The 19,428-nt window shown below is 68.2% G+C and carries 17 protein-coding genes; 1 reads left to right on the forward strand and 16 read right to left on the reverse strand.

All coding sequences use genetic code 11. From position 1 onward, the window contains the following. Nucleotides 1–35: 35 nt before the first annotated feature. The 15 genes from plsY to LCM32_RS07020 form a co-directional block, all read right to left on the reverse strand. Nucleotides 36–644 carry a glycerol-3-phosphate 1-O-acyltransferase PlsY gene (gene plsY / locus LCM32_RS06950; RefSeq protein ID WP_224820324.1) on the reverse strand — a complete coding sequence of 203 codons (609 nt, stop codon included), beginning with the start codon at nt 642–644 and terminating at the stop codon, nt 36–38. A gap of 1 nt (nt 645) precedes the next feature. Then, nucleotides 646–1,905, reverse strand: a complete 1,260-nt coding sequence (pyrC, locus tag LCM32_RS06955) for a dihydroorotase (protein ID WP_224820325.1) — start codon at nt 1,903–1,905, stop codon at nt 646–648. After that, on the reverse strand, nt 1,902–2,441 hold the full coding sequence (locus LCM32_RS06960; RefSeq protein WP_224820326.1) for a hypothetical protein: 540 nt from the start codon (nt 2,439–2,441) through the stop codon (nt 1,902–1,904). The genes pyrC and LCM32_RS06960 overlap by 4 nt, the downstream gene beginning before the upstream one ends. Further along, nucleotides 2,438–3,064 (reverse strand): aspartate carbamoyltransferase catalytic subunit, encoded by a 627-nt coding sequence (locus LCM32_RS06965; protein WP_224820327.1) that lies wholly within the window; start codon nt 3,062–3,064, stop codon nt 2,438–2,440. The genes LCM32_RS06960 and LCM32_RS06965 overlap by 4 nt, the downstream gene beginning before the upstream one ends. Beyond that, nucleotides 3,064–4,011, reverse strand: a complete 948-nt coding sequence (locus LCM32_RS06970) for an aspartate carbamoyltransferase catalytic subunit (RefSeq protein ID WP_222489248.1) — start codon at nt 4,009–4,011, stop codon at nt 3,064–3,066. The genes LCM32_RS06965 and LCM32_RS06970 overlap by 1 nt, the downstream gene beginning before the upstream one ends. 226 nt (nt 4,012–4,237) lie before the next feature. Further along, nucleotides 4,238–5,173: a 2-hydroxyacid dehydrogenase gene (locus LCM32_RS06975; RefSeq protein ID WP_224820328.1), complete on the reverse strand. Its 936-nt coding sequence runs from the start codon at nt 5,171–5,173 to the stop codon at nt 4,238–4,240. A gap of 72 nt (nt 5,174–5,245) precedes the next feature. Beyond that, the gene (gene murD, locus LCM32_RS06980) at nt 5,246–6,640 is read right to left on the reverse strand and encodes a UDP-N-acetylmuramoyl-L-alanine--D-glutamate ligase (protein WP_224820329.1); all 1,395 of its coding nucleotides are present in this window, start codon (nt 6,638–6,640) and stop codon (nt 5,246–5,248) included. A 13-nt stretch (nt 6,641–6,653) separates the two neighbouring features. Further along, the gene (mraY, locus tag LCM32_RS06985; RefSeq protein ID WP_224820330.1) at nt 6,654–7,736 is read right to left on the reverse strand and encodes a phospho-N-acetylmuramoyl-pentapeptide-transferase; all 1,083 of its coding nucleotides are present in this window, start codon (nt 7,734–7,736) and stop codon (nt 6,654–6,656) included. Between the two features lie 16 nt (nt 7,737–7,752). After that, the gene (locus LCM32_RS06990) at nt 7,753–9,237 is read right to left on the reverse strand and encodes a Mur ligase family protein (protein WP_224820331.1); all 1,485 of its coding nucleotides are present in this window, start codon (nt 9,235–9,237) and stop codon (nt 7,753–7,755) included. Next, complete coding sequence (locus LCM32_RS06995; RefSeq protein WP_224820332.1) at nt 9,234–10,721, reverse strand: UDP-N-acetylmuramoyl-L-alanyl-D-glutamate--2,6-diaminopimelate ligase; 1,488 nt, start codon at nt 10,719–10,721, stop codon at nt 9,234–9,236. The genes LCM32_RS06990 and LCM32_RS06995 overlap by 4 nt, the downstream gene beginning before the upstream one ends. Nucleotides 10,722–10,787: 66 nt before the next feature. After that, nucleotides 10,788–12,569, reverse strand: a complete 1,782-nt coding sequence (locus LCM32_RS07000; protein WP_224820333.1) for a peptidoglycan D,D-transpeptidase FtsI family protein — start codon at nt 12,567–12,569, stop codon at nt 10,788–10,790. Continuing rightward, entirely contained in the window at nt 12,566–12,934 is a 369-nt protein-coding gene (locus LCM32_RS07005) for a cell division protein FtsL (protein ID WP_224820334.1), read from the reverse strand. Before LCM32_RS07005 ends, LCM32_RS07000 begins: the two co-directional genes overlap by 4 nt. Then, complete coding sequence (gene rsmH, locus LCM32_RS07010) at nt 12,931–13,923, reverse strand: 16S rRNA (cytosine(1402)-N(4))-methyltransferase RsmH (RefSeq protein WP_224820335.1); 993 nt, start codon at nt 13,921–13,923, stop codon at nt 12,931–12,933. The genes LCM32_RS07005 and rsmH overlap by 4 nt, the downstream gene beginning before the upstream one ends. A gap of 3 nt (nt 13,924–13,926) precedes the next feature. Then, nucleotides 13,927–14,469 (reverse strand): division/cell wall cluster transcriptional repressor MraZ, encoded by a 543-nt coding sequence (gene mraZ / locus LCM32_RS07015; RefSeq protein ID WP_224820336.1) that lies wholly within the window; start codon nt 14,467–14,469, stop codon nt 13,927–13,929. A gap of 1,231 nt (nt 14,470–15,700) precedes the next feature. After that, entirely contained in the window at nt 15,701–16,780 is a 1,080-nt protein-coding gene (locus tag LCM32_RS07020) for an Mrp/NBP35 family ATP-binding protein (protein ID WP_224820337.1), read from the reverse strand. Nucleotides 16,781–17,031: 251 nt separating this feature from the next. Here LCM32_RS07020 and LCM32_RS07025 point away from each other — a divergent pair, with 251 nt between their 5' ends. Next, nucleotides 17,032–17,247, forward strand: a complete 216-nt coding sequence (locus LCM32_RS07025; protein ID WP_224820338.1) for a DUF1127 domain-containing protein — start codon at nt 17,032–17,034, stop codon at nt 17,245–17,247. 986 nt (nt 17,248–18,233) lie between these two features. On the opposite strand, the gene LCM32_RS07030 is transcribed toward LCM32_RS07025, so the two are convergent. Beyond that, nucleotides 18,234–19,286, reverse strand: a complete 1,053-nt coding sequence (locus LCM32_RS07030; RefSeq protein WP_224820339.1) for a phosphotriesterase — start codon at nt 19,284–19,286, stop codon at nt 18,234–18,236. Between the last annotated feature and the right edge of the window lie 142 nt (nt 19,287–19,428).

The raw sequence follows: 19,428 nt of genomic DNA on the forward strand, positions 1-19,428 counted from the left end.
CCGCGGGGTTTTCTGTTTCGGACCTGTTGGCCGGCCTATCTCTTCTTGCCGATCTTCGGTTCGGTTCCGGCGAGGATACGGGCGATGTTCTGGTGGTGCCGGATGAAGATCAGCACCCCCAGTGCGGCGACAAGCACAATCATCTGCGGCGCCCCCAGCAGCCAGACCCAGAGCGGCCCCAGCAACGCGGCCACGAGGGCCGAGAGCGAGGAGATCCGCAGCACCAGCGCCACCGCCAGCCATGTCGCGCAGGCCATCAGCCCCGCGGGCCAGTAGAGCGCCAGCAGCAGACCGATATAGGTCGCCACGCCCTTGCCGCCGCGAAAGCCCAGCCAGACCGGGAAGCAGTGGCCGAGGAAGGCCATCAAGCCTGCAAGCTGCGCCGCGTCGGGCCCGGCGAGGGCACGCGCCAGCAGCACCGCCACGGCGCCCTTGCCCCCGTCCAGAAGCAGCGTCAGCGCGGCGGCCCCCTTGTTGCCGGTGCGCAGCACGTTGGTGGCCCCGATATTGCCCGAGCCGACCTTGCGCAGGTCGCCCAGGCCGAAGGCCTTGGTCAGCAGGACGCCGAAGGGGATCGAGCCCAGCAGGTAGCCGAGCACGGCCCAGAGGATCAGCACGGTGGGGGCGGAGGTGAGGACCGGCATGTCAGCTGTCTCCGAAGACCCGCGCCCCGCCGACCCAGGTGCCGCGCACGCGGCCCTGCATCCGGGCGCCGTCGAAAGGCGTGTTCTTGGATTTAGAGTTCAGCTTGAACCGGTCCAGCACGAAGGGCGCATCCGGATCGAAGAGAACGAGGTCGGCGGGCGCGCCCGCGCTCAGCCGCCCCTGCCCCAGACCCAGCCGCCTGGCCGGGTTCAGCGACAGCGCGCGGAAGAGCGTCGGCAGGTCCATCTCGCCCGCATGGTAGAGCCGCAGCGCCGCCGGCAGCAGCGTCTCCAGCCCTACCGCGCCCGAGGCCGCCTCCTCGAAGGGTAGGCGCTTGCTTTCCTCGTCCTGCGGCGTGTGCATGGAGGAGATGATGTCGATCAGCCCCGAGGCCACGGCGGCGACCACGGCCTTGCGGTCCTCCTCCGCGCGCAGCGGCGGCTTGACCTTGAAGAAGGTGCGGTAGTCGGCCACGTCCAGCTCGTTCAGCGTCAGGTGGTGGATCGAGACGCCCGCGGTGATGTCCAGCCCGTTGGCCTTGGCCCGTTCCAGCGCCGGCAGCGCCCGCGCGGTGGTCACCTGGTCGATGTGGTAGCGCACGCCGGTCATCTCGATCAGCGCGATGTCACGGTCGATCCCCATCCGCTCGGCCATGGGCGAGACCCAGGGCAGGCCGCGCAGCGAGGCGAACTTGCCCGAGGTGGCGGCGGCGCCCTTGGAGAGGCCCGGCTCCTGCACGTGGCCGATCACCAGCGCGCCGAGCGAACGGGCATACATGAAGCAGCGCTGCGCGACCTTGGTGTTCTCGACCACGTGGTCGCAATCGGTGAAGGCCACGGCGCCCGCATCCAGCAGGAAGCCGATCTCGGTCATCTCGCGCCCGGCGCGGCCCTTGGTCAGGGCGGCCATGGGCAGCACGCGCACCGGGCTCACCTCCCGCGCGCGGCGGGTGACGAATTCCAGCGTCTCGGGGCTGTCGATGGCGGGGTTGGTGTCGGGCCGCGTGACCATCGTGGTCACCCCGCCCGCCGCCGCCGCCAGCCCGGCAGAGCGGAAACTTTCCTTGTGGCGTTCGCCCGGTTCGCAGACCTTCACGCCGATATCGACGATGCCGGGCGCGAGGCAGGCACCGTTGCAGTCGATCACCTGCGCCCCCGGCGCGGGCGTGTCGGAGATCAGGCCATCGACGACGTGGAGGTCGCCCTGGCGCTCCTCCCCGTTTTCAGGGTCGATCAGGCGGGCATTTCGGAAGGTGATCACAGGAAGACTCCGACCAAGAGGACGATCAGGACGAGAACGGCGAGGATCCAGCCGTAGCTGCGCGGGAAGCGCGGCGCCTCGGCGGGGATTTCACTGGGCGGCGGCGGGCCCATGTCGCCCTCCGCCGTGACGGCGGTCAGGGGCTCGATGGTGACCGGGGCCTCGGGCAGCGCATAGCTGCCGATGTGGCGCAGCGGCGGGCGCGGGTCGAGGGTCTCGGTCCCCTCGGGCAGCGCACCGGGGCGCAGGATGACCACATGGCCGGTGAGCGCATCGAGACGCGCGCGGTCGGGCGCAAGGGCTGCGGGATCGACGCCCTGCCCCTCGATGAGAAAGGCCGAGAGGCCGATGCCGTCGAGGTCCGACACATCGGTGCCGTCCACGTGGCTGGCCTCCAGCGCGGGTACGCCGAGGGCCCTCGGCAGCTCCCAGTGGCCGGTCTCGGGCTCGGGCTGGAGGAAATCCCAGAACGCGCCGTCGTCGAGGTCGGCGGCAAAGACGTGCACGGTGTCATAGGGTCCGGCGGGGATCGTCATGCGAAGGTCCTTTCCACGTCAGGTCCGGAAGTCGTTTCGGGCGGATGCACGAGAGCGCGGGCCAGCCGGTGCACCCTGTCCGCCTCGGCGGGCGTCAGGTTCTCGAAGCCGATCTCGGAGAAGGTGCTCCAGTGCTGGACCGTCTCGCCCTCCTTGCGGTGGCCGCGGCTGCGCTTGGTCTCGCGCTGCGCGAGGTAGACGGCATCGGGGTCGTCATGGCTGCGCCGCAGGTAGCTGCCCGGACCCACGGGGTAGGAGATCAGCTGACGACCTATCACCGGATAGTCGGTGGCGATGAAGGCGCGCCGGTCGGTCAGCGTGTACCAGCTGTAGCGGCGCAGCAGTTCGGGGCCGAAGAGCGCGCCCCCCATGGCCATGAGCCCGACCGAGAAGTGGATCAGCCCGAAGGCCCAGAAGAAGCCGCCCGCCTGCGCCGCGAGGATCATCCAGACCGCCGCGAATCCTGCAAAGATCGCGCCGAAGATCGCCTTGAAGACGCGGCCGCTGGTGATCCATGCCCCCTTGCCGGGGCGGCCCTGCCACAGGATCTTTTCGCCCGGGGCCAGAATCCCGTCCCACCCGTCGCCGGTGGCACGATGCCTGGTGCCCGGGCCGCGTGCCATCAGGCCGCGGCCTCGCGCTTGGCGCGCAGGTTGCGGGCCAGCAGGTCCATGGCGGCCATGCGCACGGCCACGCCCATCTCCACCTGTTCCTGGATGACTGAGCGGTTGATGTCGTCGGCGATGGTGCCGTCGATCTCGACCCCGCGGTTCATCGGGCCGGGGTGCATGACGATGGCATCGGGCTTGGCAAAGGCCAGCTTCTCGGCGTCGAGGCCGTAGCGGTGGTAATACTCGCGCTCCGAGGGGATGAAGCCGCCGTCCATGCGCTCCTTCTGGAGGCGCAGCATCATGACGACATCCACGTCCTTGAGGCCCTCTTCCATGTCCTCGTAGACCTCGCAGCCGAACTCGGACATGCCGGCGGGCATCAGGGTCGGCGGGCCGATCAGGCGCAGGCGGTTTTCCATCTTGCCCAGCAGGATCAGGTTCGAGCGTGCCACGCGGCTGTGGGCGATGTCGCCGCAGATCGCGATGTTGAGCCGGTGCAGTCGGCCCTTGGCGCGGCGGATCGTCAGCGCGTCCAGCAGCGCCTGCGTTGGGTGCTCATGGCGCCCGTCGCCCGCGTTCAGCACGGCGCAGTTCACCTTCTGCGCCAGCAGGTCCACGGCACCGGAATGGGGATGGCGCACCACCAGCAGGTCGGGCCGCATGGCGTTGAGCGTCAGCGCCGTGTCGATCAGCGTCTCGCCCTTCTTGATCGAGCTGGCCTGCATCGACATGTTCATCACGTCCGCCCCAAGCCGCTTGCCCGCCAGCTCGAAGCTGGACTGAGTGCGGGTGGAATTCTCGAAGAACATGTTGATCTGGGTCAGCCCGCGCAGCGCATCGGCGTGTTTCTCGCGCGAGCGGCTGAGGGCGACGTAATCGTCCGCCAGATCGAGAATGGAGAGGATTTCATCCTGAGCCAGGGGCTCGATACCCAGAAGGTGGTCCTGCCGGAAGGTCATAGCGTGCTCTCCTTGGCCTCGCGCCGCTTATAGGTAGGGCGCGGGAGCGGGGCAAGCCACCCCGCATGTCCCGCGCCCTTGATCCGGTGCAGGGGGCTGTCTGCCCCCCGGGGCCTGCGGCCCCTCCCCCCGAGGATATTTGGGAAACAGAAATGAAGCCTGGGTTGGCGTCATCTGGTCCGGCGCATCGCGCGGGGGGAAACGCGGGGCTGTCCCCGCGTGTTGGTCAGTAGCCGCGCGAGCGATCCACCTGGAAGCGGAAGGGTTCGCCCGCCTCGCCGCGGCGGATGTTCTCGGCCAGCACCTGCGCCGCGGTGGAGGCGCGGGTTTCCGAGGCGATATGCGGCGAGACGGTGACCTTGGGATGCGCCCAGTAGGCGTGATCTTCGGGCAGCGGCTCGGTCCGGAAGACGTCGAGCGTAGCGTGGCTGACCTGACCGCTGTCGAGGGCGGCCAGCAGGGCGCTGTCGTCGATGAGCGGGCCGCGGCCGGGGTTCAGGATCACCGCGCCCTCGGGCAGCAGGGCCAGCGTCTCGGCGTTCAGCAGGTTCTCGGTCTGGGGGGTGAAGGGCACCAGAAGCACGACGATCTGCGCGGTGGAGAGCGCCTGTTTCAGCCCCTCCGCCCCGTGCAGCGTGGTGATCAGGTCGCTTTCCTTCGGGCTGCGGCTCCAGCCGGTGACCGGGAAGCCGATGCGGGCGAGCGCCTCGCCGGCGGCCATGCCCAGTTCGCCAAGGCCCAGCATGGTGACCGGGCGGTCCTCGGCCAGCGGCGGCACGGTGGTGTCATGGCGCCAGACGCCATCCTGCGTGGTGATGTGGATGTCGAGGCCGAGGTGATGGCGCATGACCTGCCCCACGACCCATTCCAGCATCCCCTGTTTCAGCCCGTGATCGACCATCCGGGTCAGCGGCTGGGTCAGGGTGGGATTGCCCACGATCGCCTCGACCCCCGCCCAGATGTTCATCACCGCCTTGCAGTTGGTGAAGGGGGTAAAATCCTGCAGCGGGCTGCCCGGCGCGTAGATGATGTAATCGACGGTCTCGGGCGCCATCTCCAGCGCGATCTCGGCCTCGATCCCCTTTTCGGCAAGGGCGGCTTTCAGGGGGGCTTCGTAGGTCGGCCAGCGGCTGTCACCGGCGGCAAAGAGGATGCGCGGCATGGGGGCTCCGTTGCGTTGAGGGTTGGCGCGAGTCCTAGACCCGCCCGGAGGCGGGTTCAAGGGAGCCGGCGGTCAGCCGAGCGCGGCCAGCACGCGATTGGTGAAATCCTCGCCGCGTTTCTCGAAGCTGTCGTACTGGTCGAAGGAGGCGCAGGCCGGGGCCAGCAGCACGGTGTCGCCCGGCTGGGCCTCGGCCATGGCGCGGGCCACGGCGGTTTCCATGTCGGTGCAGACCTCGGCCTCGATGCCGGTCAGCTGGATGGCGAAATTGGCCGCCTCGCGCCCGATGACATAGGCCTTGGAGACCGAGCCGGTGTGCGGCAGCAGCGGGCCAAGGCCGCCTTCCTTCTCCAGACCGCCACAGATCCAGCGGATGTTGTGGAAGGCCTGAAGCGCCTTGGCGGCACTGTCCACATTGGTGGCCTTGCTGTCGTTCACATAGGCCACGCCGTCCTTCTCGGCGATGCGCTGCGAGCGGTGCGGCAGGCCGCCGAAGCTGGCGAAGGCCTCCTCGATCAGGCGCGGCGACAGGCCCAGGGTCCGGCAGGCGGCGAAGGCCGCGCAGGCGTTCTGGTGGTTGTGCGCCCCGGGCAGGCCCTTGACCTCGCGCAGGTCGATGGAGGCGACCTGCTTGCCCTTGCGGTATTCCGACAGGAAGCCCTTGCGCGCGAAGACCTGCCAGCCCGGCCCGGTCAGCTTGCGCGCCGAGGAGATGCGGATCACCCGGTCATCGGCGGGCGCCACGGCAAGCTGGTCGGCGAGGTAGAGGCCCTCGGCCTCGTCCACACCGATGATGGCGCGGTCCGGCCCGCCCTCGGCGAAGAGACGGCGCTTGGCGGCGAAATAGCCGCCGATGCCGCCGTGCCGGTCGAGGTGATCGGGCGAGAAGTTGGTGAAGACCGCCACGTCGGGCGTCAGCGCGCGGGCAAGGTCGGTCTGGTAGGAGGAGAGCTCCAGCACCACGACGCCACCATCGCCCGGCGGGTCGATGTCCAGCACGCCACGGCCGATGTTGCCCGCCAGCTGCGCCTCGCGGCCCGCATGTTCGAGGATATGGTGGATCAGCGCGGTGGTGGTGGACTTGCCGTTCGAGCCGGTGATCGCGATCACCTTGGGCGGCGTGTCGTGCATCATCCACTCCCCCTGCCCCAGCGAGCGGAAGAAGAGGCCGATGTCATTGTCCACAGGCACGCCCGCCTCGTAGGCGGCGGCGATCACCGGGTTCGGCTTGGGGTAGAGATGCGGAATCCCGGGCGAGACGACGAGCGTGGCGAGGCTGCCCATTTCGCGGGTCAGGTCCGCGACGGCGAAGCCTTCGGCCTCGGCCTTCTCGCGGGCGGCGGGGTTGTCGTCCCAGCAGAGCGGGATCGCGCCGCCCGCGGCAAGGGCGCGGGCGGTGGCGAGGCCGGAGCGCCCCAGTCCAAGAACGCCCACGGTGAGACCTTCGTAACCTTGAACCGGGATCATGTCCTGCCTCCGTTCAGCGCAGTTTCAGCGTGGCGAGGCCGACCATGGCGAGGATCAGCGAGATGATCCAGAAGCGGATCACGATCTGCGGCTCGGCCCAGCCCTTCTTCTCGTAGTGGTGGTGGATCGGCGCCATCAGGAAGACCCGCTTACCGGTGCGCTTGAAGTAGAGCACCTGAATGATGACCGAGAGCGCCTCGACCACGAAGAGGCCGCCGACGATGCCGAGGACGATCTCGTGCTTGGTGGCGACCGCGATGGCACCGATGGCGCCGCCGAGGGCCAGCGAGCCGGTGTCGCCCATGAAGACGGCGGCGGGCGGCGCGTTGTACCACAGGAAGCCGAGCCCCCCGCCCACGAGGCCTGCCACGAAGACGAGGATCTCGCCGGTGCCGGGAACGTAGTGCAGGCCGAGGTAATCCGAGAAGTCGACCCGGCCCACGGTATAGGCGATGACGCCGAGCGCCGAGGCCGCGATCATCACCGGCATGATGGCCAGCCCGTCGAGGCCATCGGTCAGGTTCACCGCGTTGGCGGCGCCCACGATCACGAACATGGCGAAGGGCACGAAGAAGATGCCGAGGTGGATCAGCACGTCCTTGAAGATCGGCAGCGCCAGTTCCCCTTGCAGTTCAGCGGGATGGAACCACGTCGCCCAGACGGCCGCGATGCCCGCGATGACAAAGCCGATGGCGAGGCGCGCCTTGCCGGAAACGCCCGCAGTGTTCTGCTTGGACACCTTGGCGTAGTCATCCCAGAAGCCGACGAGGCCGTAGGAGAGCGTGACGAAGAGCACCAGCCACACGAAGGGATTGTCGAGCCGCGCCCAGAGGAGCGTCGAGGTCAGCAGCGCGCCCACGATCAGCAGCCCGCCCATGGTGGGGGTGCCCGCCTTGACGAAATGCCCCTCGGGGCCGTCACTGCGGATCGGCTGGCCCTTGCCCTGCTTGCGGCGCAGCACGTCGATCAGCGGACGCCCGAAGAGGAAGCCGAAGATCAGCGCCGTCATGAAGGCCCCGCCCGCACGGAAGGTGATGTAGCGGAACAGGTTGAAGACGTCGCCCCCGTCGGAGAGGGCTGTCAGCCAATAAAGCATGGGGAGTTGGCCTCTTTCATTGTTGGGCTGCCGGATGGCCCAATTTACGCATGGCGTCAACCACGAGGCTGACCCGGCTGTCGGCAGAGCCCTTCACCAGCACCACGTCACCGGCGTCAACCAGCCGACGGGCCTGTTTGGCCAGTTCCGCGGCGGTTTCCACATGGCGGCCGCGGCGCCCGTAGGGCAGCCGATGGTAGAGATGTTCCGTCGCCCGGCCGACGCAGTGGACAAGGTCCACCGCCTCCATGGCGGGCAGATCGGCGAGTTGATCCTGCGCGAGGTCCTCGGCCCCCGGTACGACATCCTCCAGCCCGCCGAGGATGGCGATGCGCCGCCCGCGCGAGAACCGGCCGAGGTGATTGCGCGGATGGGCCGCCGCCAGAACGTCGAGCGCGGCCGCCATGCTGTCCGCATCGGCCATGCCCGCGTCGTCGATCAGGTCGAAGGAGACCGCCTCGTTCAGCACGTCGAGCAGGCGGCGCTCGCGCAGGCCCTTGCCCGGCGGCGGGGTCCAGCGGCCAAGGTCGCTCACCGCCACGGCGCGGTCGAGGTTCAGCGCGAAGGCCGTCAGCAGCACCGCCAGCCCGTCGCGGGCATAATGCCGGCCCGGCGCGGAAATCTTGTAGAGTAGCCTCGCACGCCAGGCCCGGGCCTCGCAGATCGTGGCCTCCTCGGTCAGCTGGGTGCGCAGCAGCCGGTGATGGTTGCCCGGCCCCTCGCCGAAGGTCAGGGCGCGGGCGCCCTGTTCCTTCAGGCGTTCGCGCAGGGCGCGGGCCTGCGGCAGGTCCCCGCTGAAGATCGCCGCCGTGCCGGGGCCGAGCGCGCCAAGCGCCGTCGTCTCGGGCAGGTCGTGGCTGTCGGCCTGGGTCTGGGCCCCGCGGATCGTGGTGATCACCAGCAGGTCGGGCCGCGCCAGCCCCGACAGCGCGGCGGCGCGGGCGGGATCGTCCGGGTCGATCTCCAGCAGCGCGAAATCCGTGTCGCGGGGCATATGGGCCAGGCTGAGCAGCGCGCGGATCAGCGCGGCCCCGCCATTGACCGCCGCGCGTTCGCTTTCCACCGCAAAGACGGTGCCCTGATGGCCGAGCACCAGCGAGAGCATCCCCAGCGTCGTGGATTTGCCCACCGCCCCGGTCACCGCCACCAGCCGCGCGCGGGAGCGCGCCCTTGCAGCCCGTGCAAGCGCGAAGAGCCCGCCGATCACGTCCCGGACCACCAGCAGCGGCAGCGCCGCGGCAAGGTCAGCTGGCAGGTCCGCCGCGGGCGCCTCGGCGATCATCGCGGCCACGGCACCATTGGAGAGGGCGAGGCGCAGCGCCTCTTCGGAATCGCCGTCGAACACCCGGCCCTGCGCGTCCATCCGGGGTTCATGCAGGGCGAGGTAGAGATCGCCCGCGCGCAGGGTTTCCGGGTCGATCGACAGGCCCGCGGCCTGCCAGGCCCCGCAGACGCGCCCGCCGGTGGCCTCGGCGGCCTCGCTGGCGGGCCAGAGGCTCATACCCGGCCGCCGTCCAGCGCCGAGACGGCGACGCTGGCCTGTTCCACGTCATCGAAGGGGAAGACCGTATCGCCGATGGTCTGGCCGGTCTCATGCCCCTTGCCCGCGATCAGCAGCGCGTCGCCCGGGCCAAGGGCATCGACGCCGCGCAGGATCGCCTCGGCCCGGTCGGCGACCTCGGTCGCCCCGGGGCAGCCGCCCATGACCTGCGCCCGGATCGCTGCCGGATCCTCGGACCGGGGATTGTCGTCGGTGACAAAGACCACATCCGCATTCAGCGCCGCCGCCTGCCCCATCAGGGGCCGCTTGGTGCGGTCCCGGTCACCGCCCGCGCCGATCACGGCGATCAGGCGGCCCATCACATGCGGGCGCAGCGCCTTGAGCGCGGTCGCGATCGCATCGGGCGTATGGGCATAATCGACGAAGACCGTGCCGCCGTTCTCTCGCGCGGCGGCCAGTTGCATCCGGCCCCGGACCGTCTCCAGCTCCGGCAGGACGCGGAAGACCTGCTCCGGCGCGGCGCCGCAGCCGATGGCAAGGCCCGCCGCAACCAGCACGTTCTCGGCCTGGAAGCCGCCGATCAGCGGCAGGGTCACCTGATGTTCCGCCCCCTCGAAGGAGAAGCGCAGCACCTGCGAGGCCGGATCGTAGCGCTGCGCGAGGATGCGCAGGTCCGCCTGCGGGCTGCGGCCCACGGCCAGCACCCTCTGGCCCCGCGACAGGGCGCGCGCCGCCATCTCCTCGCCGCCGTGGCCGTCGATGTTGATCACCGCGGCGCCATCCGGCGGCAGCACCCGTTCGAAGAGCCCGGCCTTGGCATCCATGTAGCTGTCGAAATCCGGGTGATAGTCGAGGTGATCCTGCGTGATGTTCGTGAAGGCCGCCGCCATCAGCTGGACCCCGTCCAGCCGGCGCTGTGCCAGCCCGTGGGAAGACGCCTCCATCACCGCATGGGTGACGCCGGCCTCTGCCGCGCGGCCCAGAAGGGCGTGCAGGGTGATCGGCTCGGGCGTGGTATGTGCAGAGGGCGCGGAGAAGGCGCCCTCGACACCCGTGGTGCCGATGTTGCAGCCCTGAAGCCCCATCGCCATCCAGATCTGGCGGGTGAAGGTCGCGACGGAGGTCTTGCCGTTTGTGCCGGTAACAGCGGCCATGACCTTGGGCTGCGCCCCGGTCCAGAGTGCCGCGGCATAGGCCAGCACCTGCCGCGGGTCCTCGGCCACCACCACGGCCAGCCCGTTGCCGTCGATCAACTCGCGGGCCATGGCGTAGCCCTCGGCATCGGTCAGCACGACCGTTGCCCCGGCCTCGATCACCTGTGCGATGAATTTCGCGCCATGCACCTGCACCCCCGGCAGCGCCGCGAAGAGATGCCCCGGGGCGACTCGGCGGCTGTCGACAGAGAGGCCGGTGATCACGGGATTCGCGCCACCGCGGGCCCGCAGCCCGAGTTCCGCCAATGACTTGCCCTGCCTCTCGGCCATGCTCTGCCCTTTCCCGGCTTTTGACTGCGCATGCGGGCCCCCTCACGGGGGGCGCCGCACAGCGGCTCAGTTCGCCGACAGGCTTACATCAACCAGCTGGACAGGTTCAATCTTGGGGCGAAGCCCCAGCAGCGGCGCCACGCGGCGGATGATCTCGGCGGCGGTCGGCACGGCGGTCCAGCCCGCGGTGCGGCGCGGCATCGGGCCCGACGTTTCGGAGGGCTCGTCCAGCGTGGTGATCAGCACGTATTTCGGCGCGTCGGAGGGGAAGACGCCCGCGAAGGTCGCGATCACCCGGTCGTCGTAGTAGCCGCCCGTGGGCTTGGCCTTGTCGGCGGTGCCGGTCTTGCCTGCCACGCGGTAGCCTTCGACCTCGGCCATGGAGGCGGTGCCGTCGGTGACCACCTGCCGCAGCATGCTGAGCGCCCGATCGGCGGTGCGCTGCGAGATCACCCGCGTGCCATGCTGGGGGCCGTCCTTGCGGAGCAGCGTGGGCCGGATCTGCGTGCCCCCGTTGGCGATGGTGGAATAGGCCGCCGCAAGGTGCAGCGGGCTGGCGGCGAGGCCATGACCAAAGGAGATCGTCATCATCGACAGCTCGCTCCAGCGCTGCGGCAGCAGCGGGGCGGCGATCTTGGCGTCGGGCAGTTCGAAGGAGGTGGGCGTGGTCAGCCCCAGCGAGGTCAGGAAGGCCTGCTGCCGTTCCGGGCCGATCATCTGGGCGATCCGCGCGGTGCCGATGTTCGAGCTTTTGGCGATGATCCGGGTCACGGACATGTCCGGCTCGTACTTGTGGTCATCGTTGATCGTGAACCGGCCCCAGCGGATCGGCGCGCGCACGTCGATCTTGGTGTCCGGCGTCACGAGACCCAGCTCCAGCGCCTGCGCCACGGCGAAGATCTTGAAGGTGGAGCCCAGTTCGTAGCGCCCCTGCACGCCCCGGTTGAAGAGCACGCTGTCCTCGGGGTGGCCCTCGGTCGGAGGCGGCGGGCGGTCGTTGGGGTCAAAGTCGGGCAGAGAGGCCTCGGCGATGACCTCGCCGGTGTGAACGTCCATCAGGATCGCGGTGCCGCCCTTGGCGCTCATCAGCTTGATGCCGCTGTCGAGCACCTGTTCCACCGCCGCCTGAATCGTCAGGTCGATGGACAGTTGCAGCGGGTGATCGGCGTTCTGGGGATCGGAAAGGTAGTCGTTGAACCGCGCCTCGACCCCGGCCACACCGTAGATATCGGCACTGGTCACGCCCTCGTTGTCGAAGGCCGCGCCGCCGAGGATATGCGAGGCCACCGGCCCATTCGGATAGAGCCGCATCTCGCGTCGGCCGAACAGAAGGCCCGGCTCACCGATGTCCATGACGGCCTGCTGCTGCTCGGGGCTGATCCGGCGCTTGAGCCAGCGGAACTTGGCATCGGAATGGAAGGTGCGCTTGAGGTAGTCACCATCGAGATCGGGGAAGATCTCCACCAGCTTGTCGGCCGCGCGGTCCGGGTCGATCAGCTGGTGCGGGTGGACGTAGAGCGCGTGGGTTTCGAGGTTGGTCGCAAGCAGACGGCCCGAGCGGTCGACGATATCGCCCCGCCCTGCCGCCACCGCCGCACCGGCCACGCTGGTGCGCGGCTCTTCCGGTTCGGAATTGGCCAGCGTGCCCATGCGGAAGCCCACCACCGCGAAGGCGCAGAAGAAGACCGCCCCAAGCACGAGAAGCCGCTGTTCGGCCCGCTGACGGGCGCGGTCTCGCATCTCTTCGTGGCGCAGGCGCAGGTTCTCGCGTTCGATGGCATCGGGGTTCTCGCCCTTGGCACGGGCGTCGAGGATGCGGGCCAGCGGGCGGAGCGGCGTGCGGATCATGGCTTCTGCCCCCCGCTTTTGAGATTCCCCGAGAAGACGTCGATCGCGCCGGTCACGGCAAGCGCGCGGGAGGTTTCGGCGCTGCGGAAGCGGACCTCGGCCACGCGGCCGAACTGGTCGGGGCGGAGGGCCTGCAGGCCGAGCCGCTCGAAGTTGATCTCGGCCAGCTCGCGCAGGCGGTCGGGGCGGTTCAGGTAGGCCCATTCGGCCTTCAGCACGTTCAGCTTGGCCCGGGCGCTGCCGATGGCATCCTGCAGGTCCTCGGTCTCCTCGATCGCCTGCTGGGTCGTGTAATTCTCGCGGTAGGCCCAGAAGGCCAGGCCGATGACGGCAAGGGCGGAGAGGACGTAAAGCATCGTTCTCATGGCAGTTTCCCCTTGAACACGGGCATTCCCAATGCGCCCCGGTCCACTGCGCCAGCCGGCGCATCGGTCCGTTCCCCCACCCGCAGGCGGGCGCTGCGGGCCCGCGGGTTCTGTTCCAGCTCTTCCTCGTCCGGGCCCGCCGCCTTGCGGGTCAGGATACGGAAGGCCGGGGCCTCCTGCTCCATCTGCGGCGCAAAACGGTTGGCCGATCCCGACTTGCCGCCACGCTGCTGGAAGAAGCGTTTGACCATCCGGTCCTCGACCGAGTGGAAGGTGACGACCGCCAGCTTGCCGCCCGGGGCGAGGACGCGCTCGGCGGCCTCCAGCCCGGCGGCGAGGGCGCCGTATTCATCGTTCACCGCAATGCGCAGCGCCTGAAAACTGCGGGTGGCGGGATGGGACTGGCCGGGCTTGGGGCGTGGCAGGCTCTTCTCGATCACCTCGGCCAGTTGCAGCGTCGTCTCGAACGGCGCGGCGGCGCGGGCCTTCACGATGTTCTTGGCGATGCGGCGGCTGGCGCGTTCCTCGCCATAGAGAAAGAGGATGTCGGCGATATCCGTTTCCTCGGCCCCGTTCACGATGTCCGCGGCAGTCAGCCCCTGCTGGCTCATCCGCATGTCGAGCGGCCCGTCGCGCAGGAAGGAAAACCCGCGCTCGGCCAGATCGAGCTGCATCGAGGACACGCCAAGGTCGAGCACGACGCCCTGCACCTGCTCGGCGTGGTCATCCATGTTGGCGAAATTGTCCTGCACGACCATCAGCCGATCGCCGTAGGGCGCACCCCACTCTGCCGCCATGCCGATGGCCAGCGGATCCTGATCGATCCCGATGACGAGGTCGGCGCCCGCCTCCAGCAACCCGCGGGTATAGCCCCCTGCCCCCAGCGTGCCGTCGATCCACGTGCCGCTGACCTCGCCCACTTCCTTCAGGAGCGGGCGCAGCAGGACGGGAATGTGGGGGGCGGAGGGGGCATTGGAACCGCCGGTCATGGATCAGGCCTCTCCGCCGGCGTCTCGCTGCCGGCGCTGTTTCTGCATTTCCTGAAGCAGGCTGCGCGGATCGAAGTCCTTGGGCTGTGCGTCCAGCCACTCCTTCACCGTATCCACCTGCTCGGCCTGGTAGGCCTCGGGGCGCCAGATGCGGAAGTTCTTGCCCGCGCCCGCCAGCACCAGTTCGGAGTTCGGCGTGACGCCGATCTTGTCGCGCAGCTTGGCGCTGAGGACGATGCGGCCCGTGTCGTCGATGGTCAGCTCGGTCGCGCCCATGAAGTAGATCTGCTCCATCACCTTCTGCTCGTCAGAGCCGAGGGGCATCTCTTCGACCATCTCCTGGATCTCTTGCATGGCCTCGACCGTGTAGCACTGAAGGCAGTCCTTGCGGGTGTCTTCCTGCACGATGACCATGGACGGCATGGAGCCGCTTTCCCGGTCGGGATCACCCGCGTCCAGCACACGACGAAACGGGGCCGGGATAGACATCCGCCCCTTCGCATCCACCTTGAGATGCTCTTCGCCTATGAAACGCCTGCGGGTCACGTTCGACCGAGGTCCTCATCCTGTTCCCCCCTTGACTGTTTTCCTGCCCGGACGGCATGCTTTGAAACGAAAAACGGCGGTTAGGACTGCTGCCATAGTCCTAACCGCCGTCCCTCATCCCGTCTCCGGGTGCGTCCGACTGCGCGCGCTCCTTGGGGGGGGTTATGCTGCTCGCTCGCGCGCCGGATCTCCTTGGTTTTACGAAGAAAGGGGGGTGCCTGTATTACTCACTGCCTTGGGAAGTCTTGTTAGGGTTCTTTGACCCTTTTCTTTAGTTCCGCTTTCTTCTGCTCGTGAGAAAGGGATGACATGGGATCACATGGCGATCAAGGGGAATAATTGGGCCAAGATGGGCCAAACCGGTCTGACGCGCCCTGCCCGCCTTGCACCGACGCGCCACAATGTGGCCGATGTTGTGCGCATTTTCGACAAACCCACCGCATATTGCGGCCCAGAGGCCGGTCCATGACGGCCCATGCGATCCCAGTCGAAGTGCGATTTTTTTTCGGATGAGGGGCAAAATCGGGGCACGCAGCAACCCGATCTTCAACATTTTCGCGGTGCGCGGCCCCAATCACGGGGAATCGTGACGAATCACGGCGCCGTGATTCCGCGCGATTGAGGGGGGTTCTGCCGTGAATCGCGCGAGAGTCCCAGCCAAAAACCGCCCAGGACCCAAATCGGACCAGCTGTGTCCCATCAGATCCCATGGTTTGTCCCATGCAATCCCATGCCGGGCCCAAACGGGCCCTTTCGGCGGGTCTGGACGGCGGGTTCTCCGGGTTTTCGGGGCGAAGCGACGGGAAATCGCGGGAAACACCCTTAGGACCAGCCCGTCCCACCCGATCCCATGCCCCGTCCCATGCGATCCCATCCAGTGCCCATCCCTGCCCGCGTCCCGGGTTGACGGCAGGCCAGACGGCACGGCTATCGGTGCGGGCGCGCCCCTCCCCCGCGCAGAAGAACTGGCGTAGGCGCGGCGCCATCCCATCAGGTCCCACCCCGCCCCGCCAAGCGACACACAGCCCGGCGGCCCTGCGCCCGGCACGGCCGGGGAGACTGTGGGCGGATATGGGATTTCATGTGAACCGCGCCCTCCGCGCCCCGCGGATCAGGGCGCAGACACTCTATAAGAGGCCCCACTCGGACGCGGCCCCCATAAGAAAGCCCCCGCCCGGCGGTCCGGACGGGGGCTTTGTGGGACAAGATGGGACAGCCGGGGGCGTGGGCGTCAGGCCATCCCGCCGTCGACCAGCCGCTTGGCCAGCGTCGCGAAGGCCTCGGCCACGGGGCCATCGCCCGCAGCAATCGGCGTGCCGCTGTCGCCCGCCAGCCGCGTGTCGAGGTCGAGCGGCAGCGACCCAAGGAAGGGCAGCCCCATCTTCTGGGCCTCTGCGGCCACGCCGCCATGCCCGAAGGGATGGGATTCGCCGCCGCAGTGCGGACAGATAAAGGTCGACATATTCTCCACCAGCCCCAGCACGGGCGTCTTCAGGGTGTTGAACATGTCGATCGCCTTGATCGCATCCAGCAGCGCCACGTCCTGCGGCGTCGACACGACGAGCGCCCCGGAAAGCGCCGTCCGCTGGCAGAGCGTCAGCTGCACGTCACCCGTCCCCGGCGGCAGATCTACAATAAGAACGTCGAGATCGCCCCAGGCCACCTGCGAGATCAGCTGTTGCAGCGCGCCCATCAGCATTGGACCGCGCCAGACGATGGCCTTGTTCTCTTCCATCATGAAGCCGATGGACATGAGCGTGACGCCATGGGCGTGCAGCGGTTCGATCGTCTTGCCATCGGGCGAGGCCGGGCGCCGATTCACGCCCATCATCTTGGGCTGCGAGGGACCATATATATCTGCATCCAGCAGGCCGACCTTGCGGCCCTGCTTCGCCAGCGCCACCGCGAGGTTGGAGGAGACGGTGGATTTGCCCACGCCGCCCTTGCCCGAGGCGACAGCCAGGATGCGATCCACGCCCGAGGGCTTCATCGGCCCGCTCTGCGGTTTGGGATGGCCGCCGATCTTGAGGCTGGGCGCGGGCTTCGACGCCTGCCCTGCCTCCGCGGTCGGCGCGGTGAGGACGACAGAGACCTCCTTCACACCCTCGAGCCGCTTCAGGGCCACCTCGACCGCCTCGCGCAGCGGCGCCATGGCCCGCGCGGCCTCGGCCGAAGGGGCCTCGATCACGAAGCGGACCACGCCCGCCTCAACGGTCAGCGCCCGCACCATATCCCGGGACACCAGCGTCCCGCCGTCCGGGAGAGGGAGTCGCCCGAGGGCGTTAACAATTTCATCTCGTGTGATGCTCATCGCGCTACCCTTCCAAAACTTGCATCCGTCGCCGATGTATTTTTACGCCGCCCGGCCGTGAAGAAGAAAAAACCCTTTAAAATCAAGTGCCGTTAGGTCAGTACAGCATATGCATTTTCTGCATGGCAGCGTTGCCGCTTCATCCATTGTGCAACTGCAGCATTTCCTTATGTTGGTCTCAACGAAGCGAACGGCGCCGCTGACGTCTCGAAGCGAAGACTTAGGCCAGCGCGATTGGAAAGGCAAAGACGATGACCACGATGACCAGCACCCGCACCGCAGATGGCGCCACCGGCCCGCTGGGTCGCATGGTGGACGGCATTGCGACCCGTCTGCGCCGCTACCGGACCTTCCGCCGCTGCGTGTCGGAACTGTCCGCCCTGTCGAACCGCGAACTCAGCGATCTCGGCATGAACCGTTCGATGATCCGCTCGGTGGCCTACGAGGAAGCCTACCGGACGATGTAATTCAGAGATCAGAAGGCCCTCTCCTCCTCCCTGGGTCTTCTGTGAGCTTGCGGTGGCGCCGCTCCTCCTCCCTGGCGCCACCGCACACCAGATACCGGGCCTGAACGGCCCAAGACATACGCCGGTCCTCTCCTCCTCCCTGGACCGGTGTTGGCAAGACGGCGGCGCCTCTCCTCCTCCCTGGCGCCGCCGCTTCCTTGCCAAAGATTTTCGGGGCTGAACGCCCCACGGAATACGGCGCGCTCTCTCCTCCTCCCTGAGCGCGACGTTGCAAAGTCGGCGGTGCCTCTCCTCCTCCCTGGCACCGTCGGCGCTGCAACCCTTTCGGGGCCAAGCGCCCCACACGAATACGGAGCGTCCTCTCCTCCTCCCTGGACGCTACGTTGCACAGTCGGTGATGCCTCTCCTCCTCCCTGGCATCGCCGACGCTGCAACCTCTTCGGGGCCAAGCGCCCCACATGAATACGGAGCGCTCTCTCCTCCTCCCTGAGCGCTACGTTGCACAGTCGGTGATGCCTCTCCTCCTCCCTGGCATCACCGACACTGCAACCTCTTCGGGGCCAAGTGCCCCACACGAATACGGAGCGCTCTCTCCTCCTCCCTGAGCGCTACGTTGCACAGTCGGTGATGCCTCTCCTCCTCCCTGGCATCGCCGACACTGCAACCTCTTCGGGGCCAAGTGCCCCACAGTAATACGGAGCGCTCTCTCCTCCTCCCTGAGCGCTACGTTGCACAGTCGGTGATGCCTCTCCTCCTCCCTGGCATCGCCGACGCTGCAACCCACATAGGGCCGCAAGGCCTGACCGGATCGACGTCCCTCTCCTCCTCCCTGGGATGTCGTAAAATGAACGGCGGTGCCTCTCCTCCTCCCTGGCACCGCCGTTTTTTCGTTTTCAGGACATCGATTTCAGGATGGGCGTGACACGCGCAGCTCGACGGGCGCCGGAGCGGACCGGCGCCATGCGCGCTTGCAGGGAGCGAGGAGGTCAGACGATCGTCAACAGCCGCCGGGGCGTGTGGATCAGCATCGCGTCGATCTGCGCCTGGGTGATCCCGCGCCGCAGCATCAAGGGCACGACACGCTCGGGGATATGGCCATAGCCCGGCCCGCCATAGCGGCGCATCCGTGTTTTCATGCAGACATCATGGCTCAGCACGATCTGGTCGCCGTGGCCGTGCGCGATCAACTCGCGGATGATCCGCACCCGGCCGCCGTCATTGGGCAGGTCGATGTCCGAGAGACCGTTGTAATAGGCCGTCTCCCAACCGAAGAGGTCGAACTCCAGCACGCAGCCGGTCTCGGCCAGGCGCTGGAAATCGTCGAGATCGAAGAGCGTTCGCTCCATGTGATCCATGATCACCCGCGTGGGATCGGCGCCATGGGCGACAGCGTGGGCTAGGATCTCCAGCGGCGTGGCCCCGTGGCGGGAGGGGTGGATCGTCAGCGCGGCCCCGGTCTCCTGCTGGGCCACGGCGGCACCGGCCAGCACGCGCTTCTCCTGCTCTGTCCAGGGTTCGCCACAGCCGATCTCGCCCAGGATACCAGCACGGACATCCGTGCCCCAGGTGCCCTCGCGGATGTTGCCCACCATCTCGGCGGCGAAACTGTCGATGTCGCGGGTGGCATTGGTCGGGTCCTGGTAGCGCTGGACGTAGTGACCGCAGCCCATGACGATCTGGGCGCCGGTGGCCCGGGCGATCTTCACGAGCCCCTCCGGGTCCGGGCCGATGTCACCGATCGTGACCTCGACGATGGCGCTGCCGCCCGCGCGGGTGAAATGCCCGACCTCCTCGATCGCCACGTCCACGTCGCGCTGCATCATGTTGCCATTGGTGCGCGGGCGGAACGTGTGCTGATCCCAATAGGTTGCGAGCGAAAGCTCAGGCCCCGTGGCGGCCTCGGGCCCGCGGTCATCGAGGGCGCGCAAGTCCCAGAGGAGATGTTCGTGCATCAAGGTGAGACCGAGGTCCTCCGGCGCGATCAGCCCGGTGACGGTCTGGATCTTGCCCTGCAATGTGGCGTGGTCGGGATGGGGCATGGGGGTCCTCTACCCTGTCAGGTGCTGAGGCCACCCTGTGCCGGAGGTCGCGGGATGACCAGTGATCGGGAGGGATCCGGGCGCGCTATGGGGGGAGCGGGGCAAAGACGCCCGCGGTTTGGGCGGAGCAGCCCATGGCCTG

This window comes from Pseudooceanicola nanhaiensis (assembly GCF_020171315.1).
In the GTDB taxonomy this organism is placed as follows: Bacteria; Pseudomonadota; Alphaproteobacteria; order Rhodobacterales; family Rhodobacteraceae; genus Pseudooceanicola; species Pseudooceanicola nanhaiensis_A.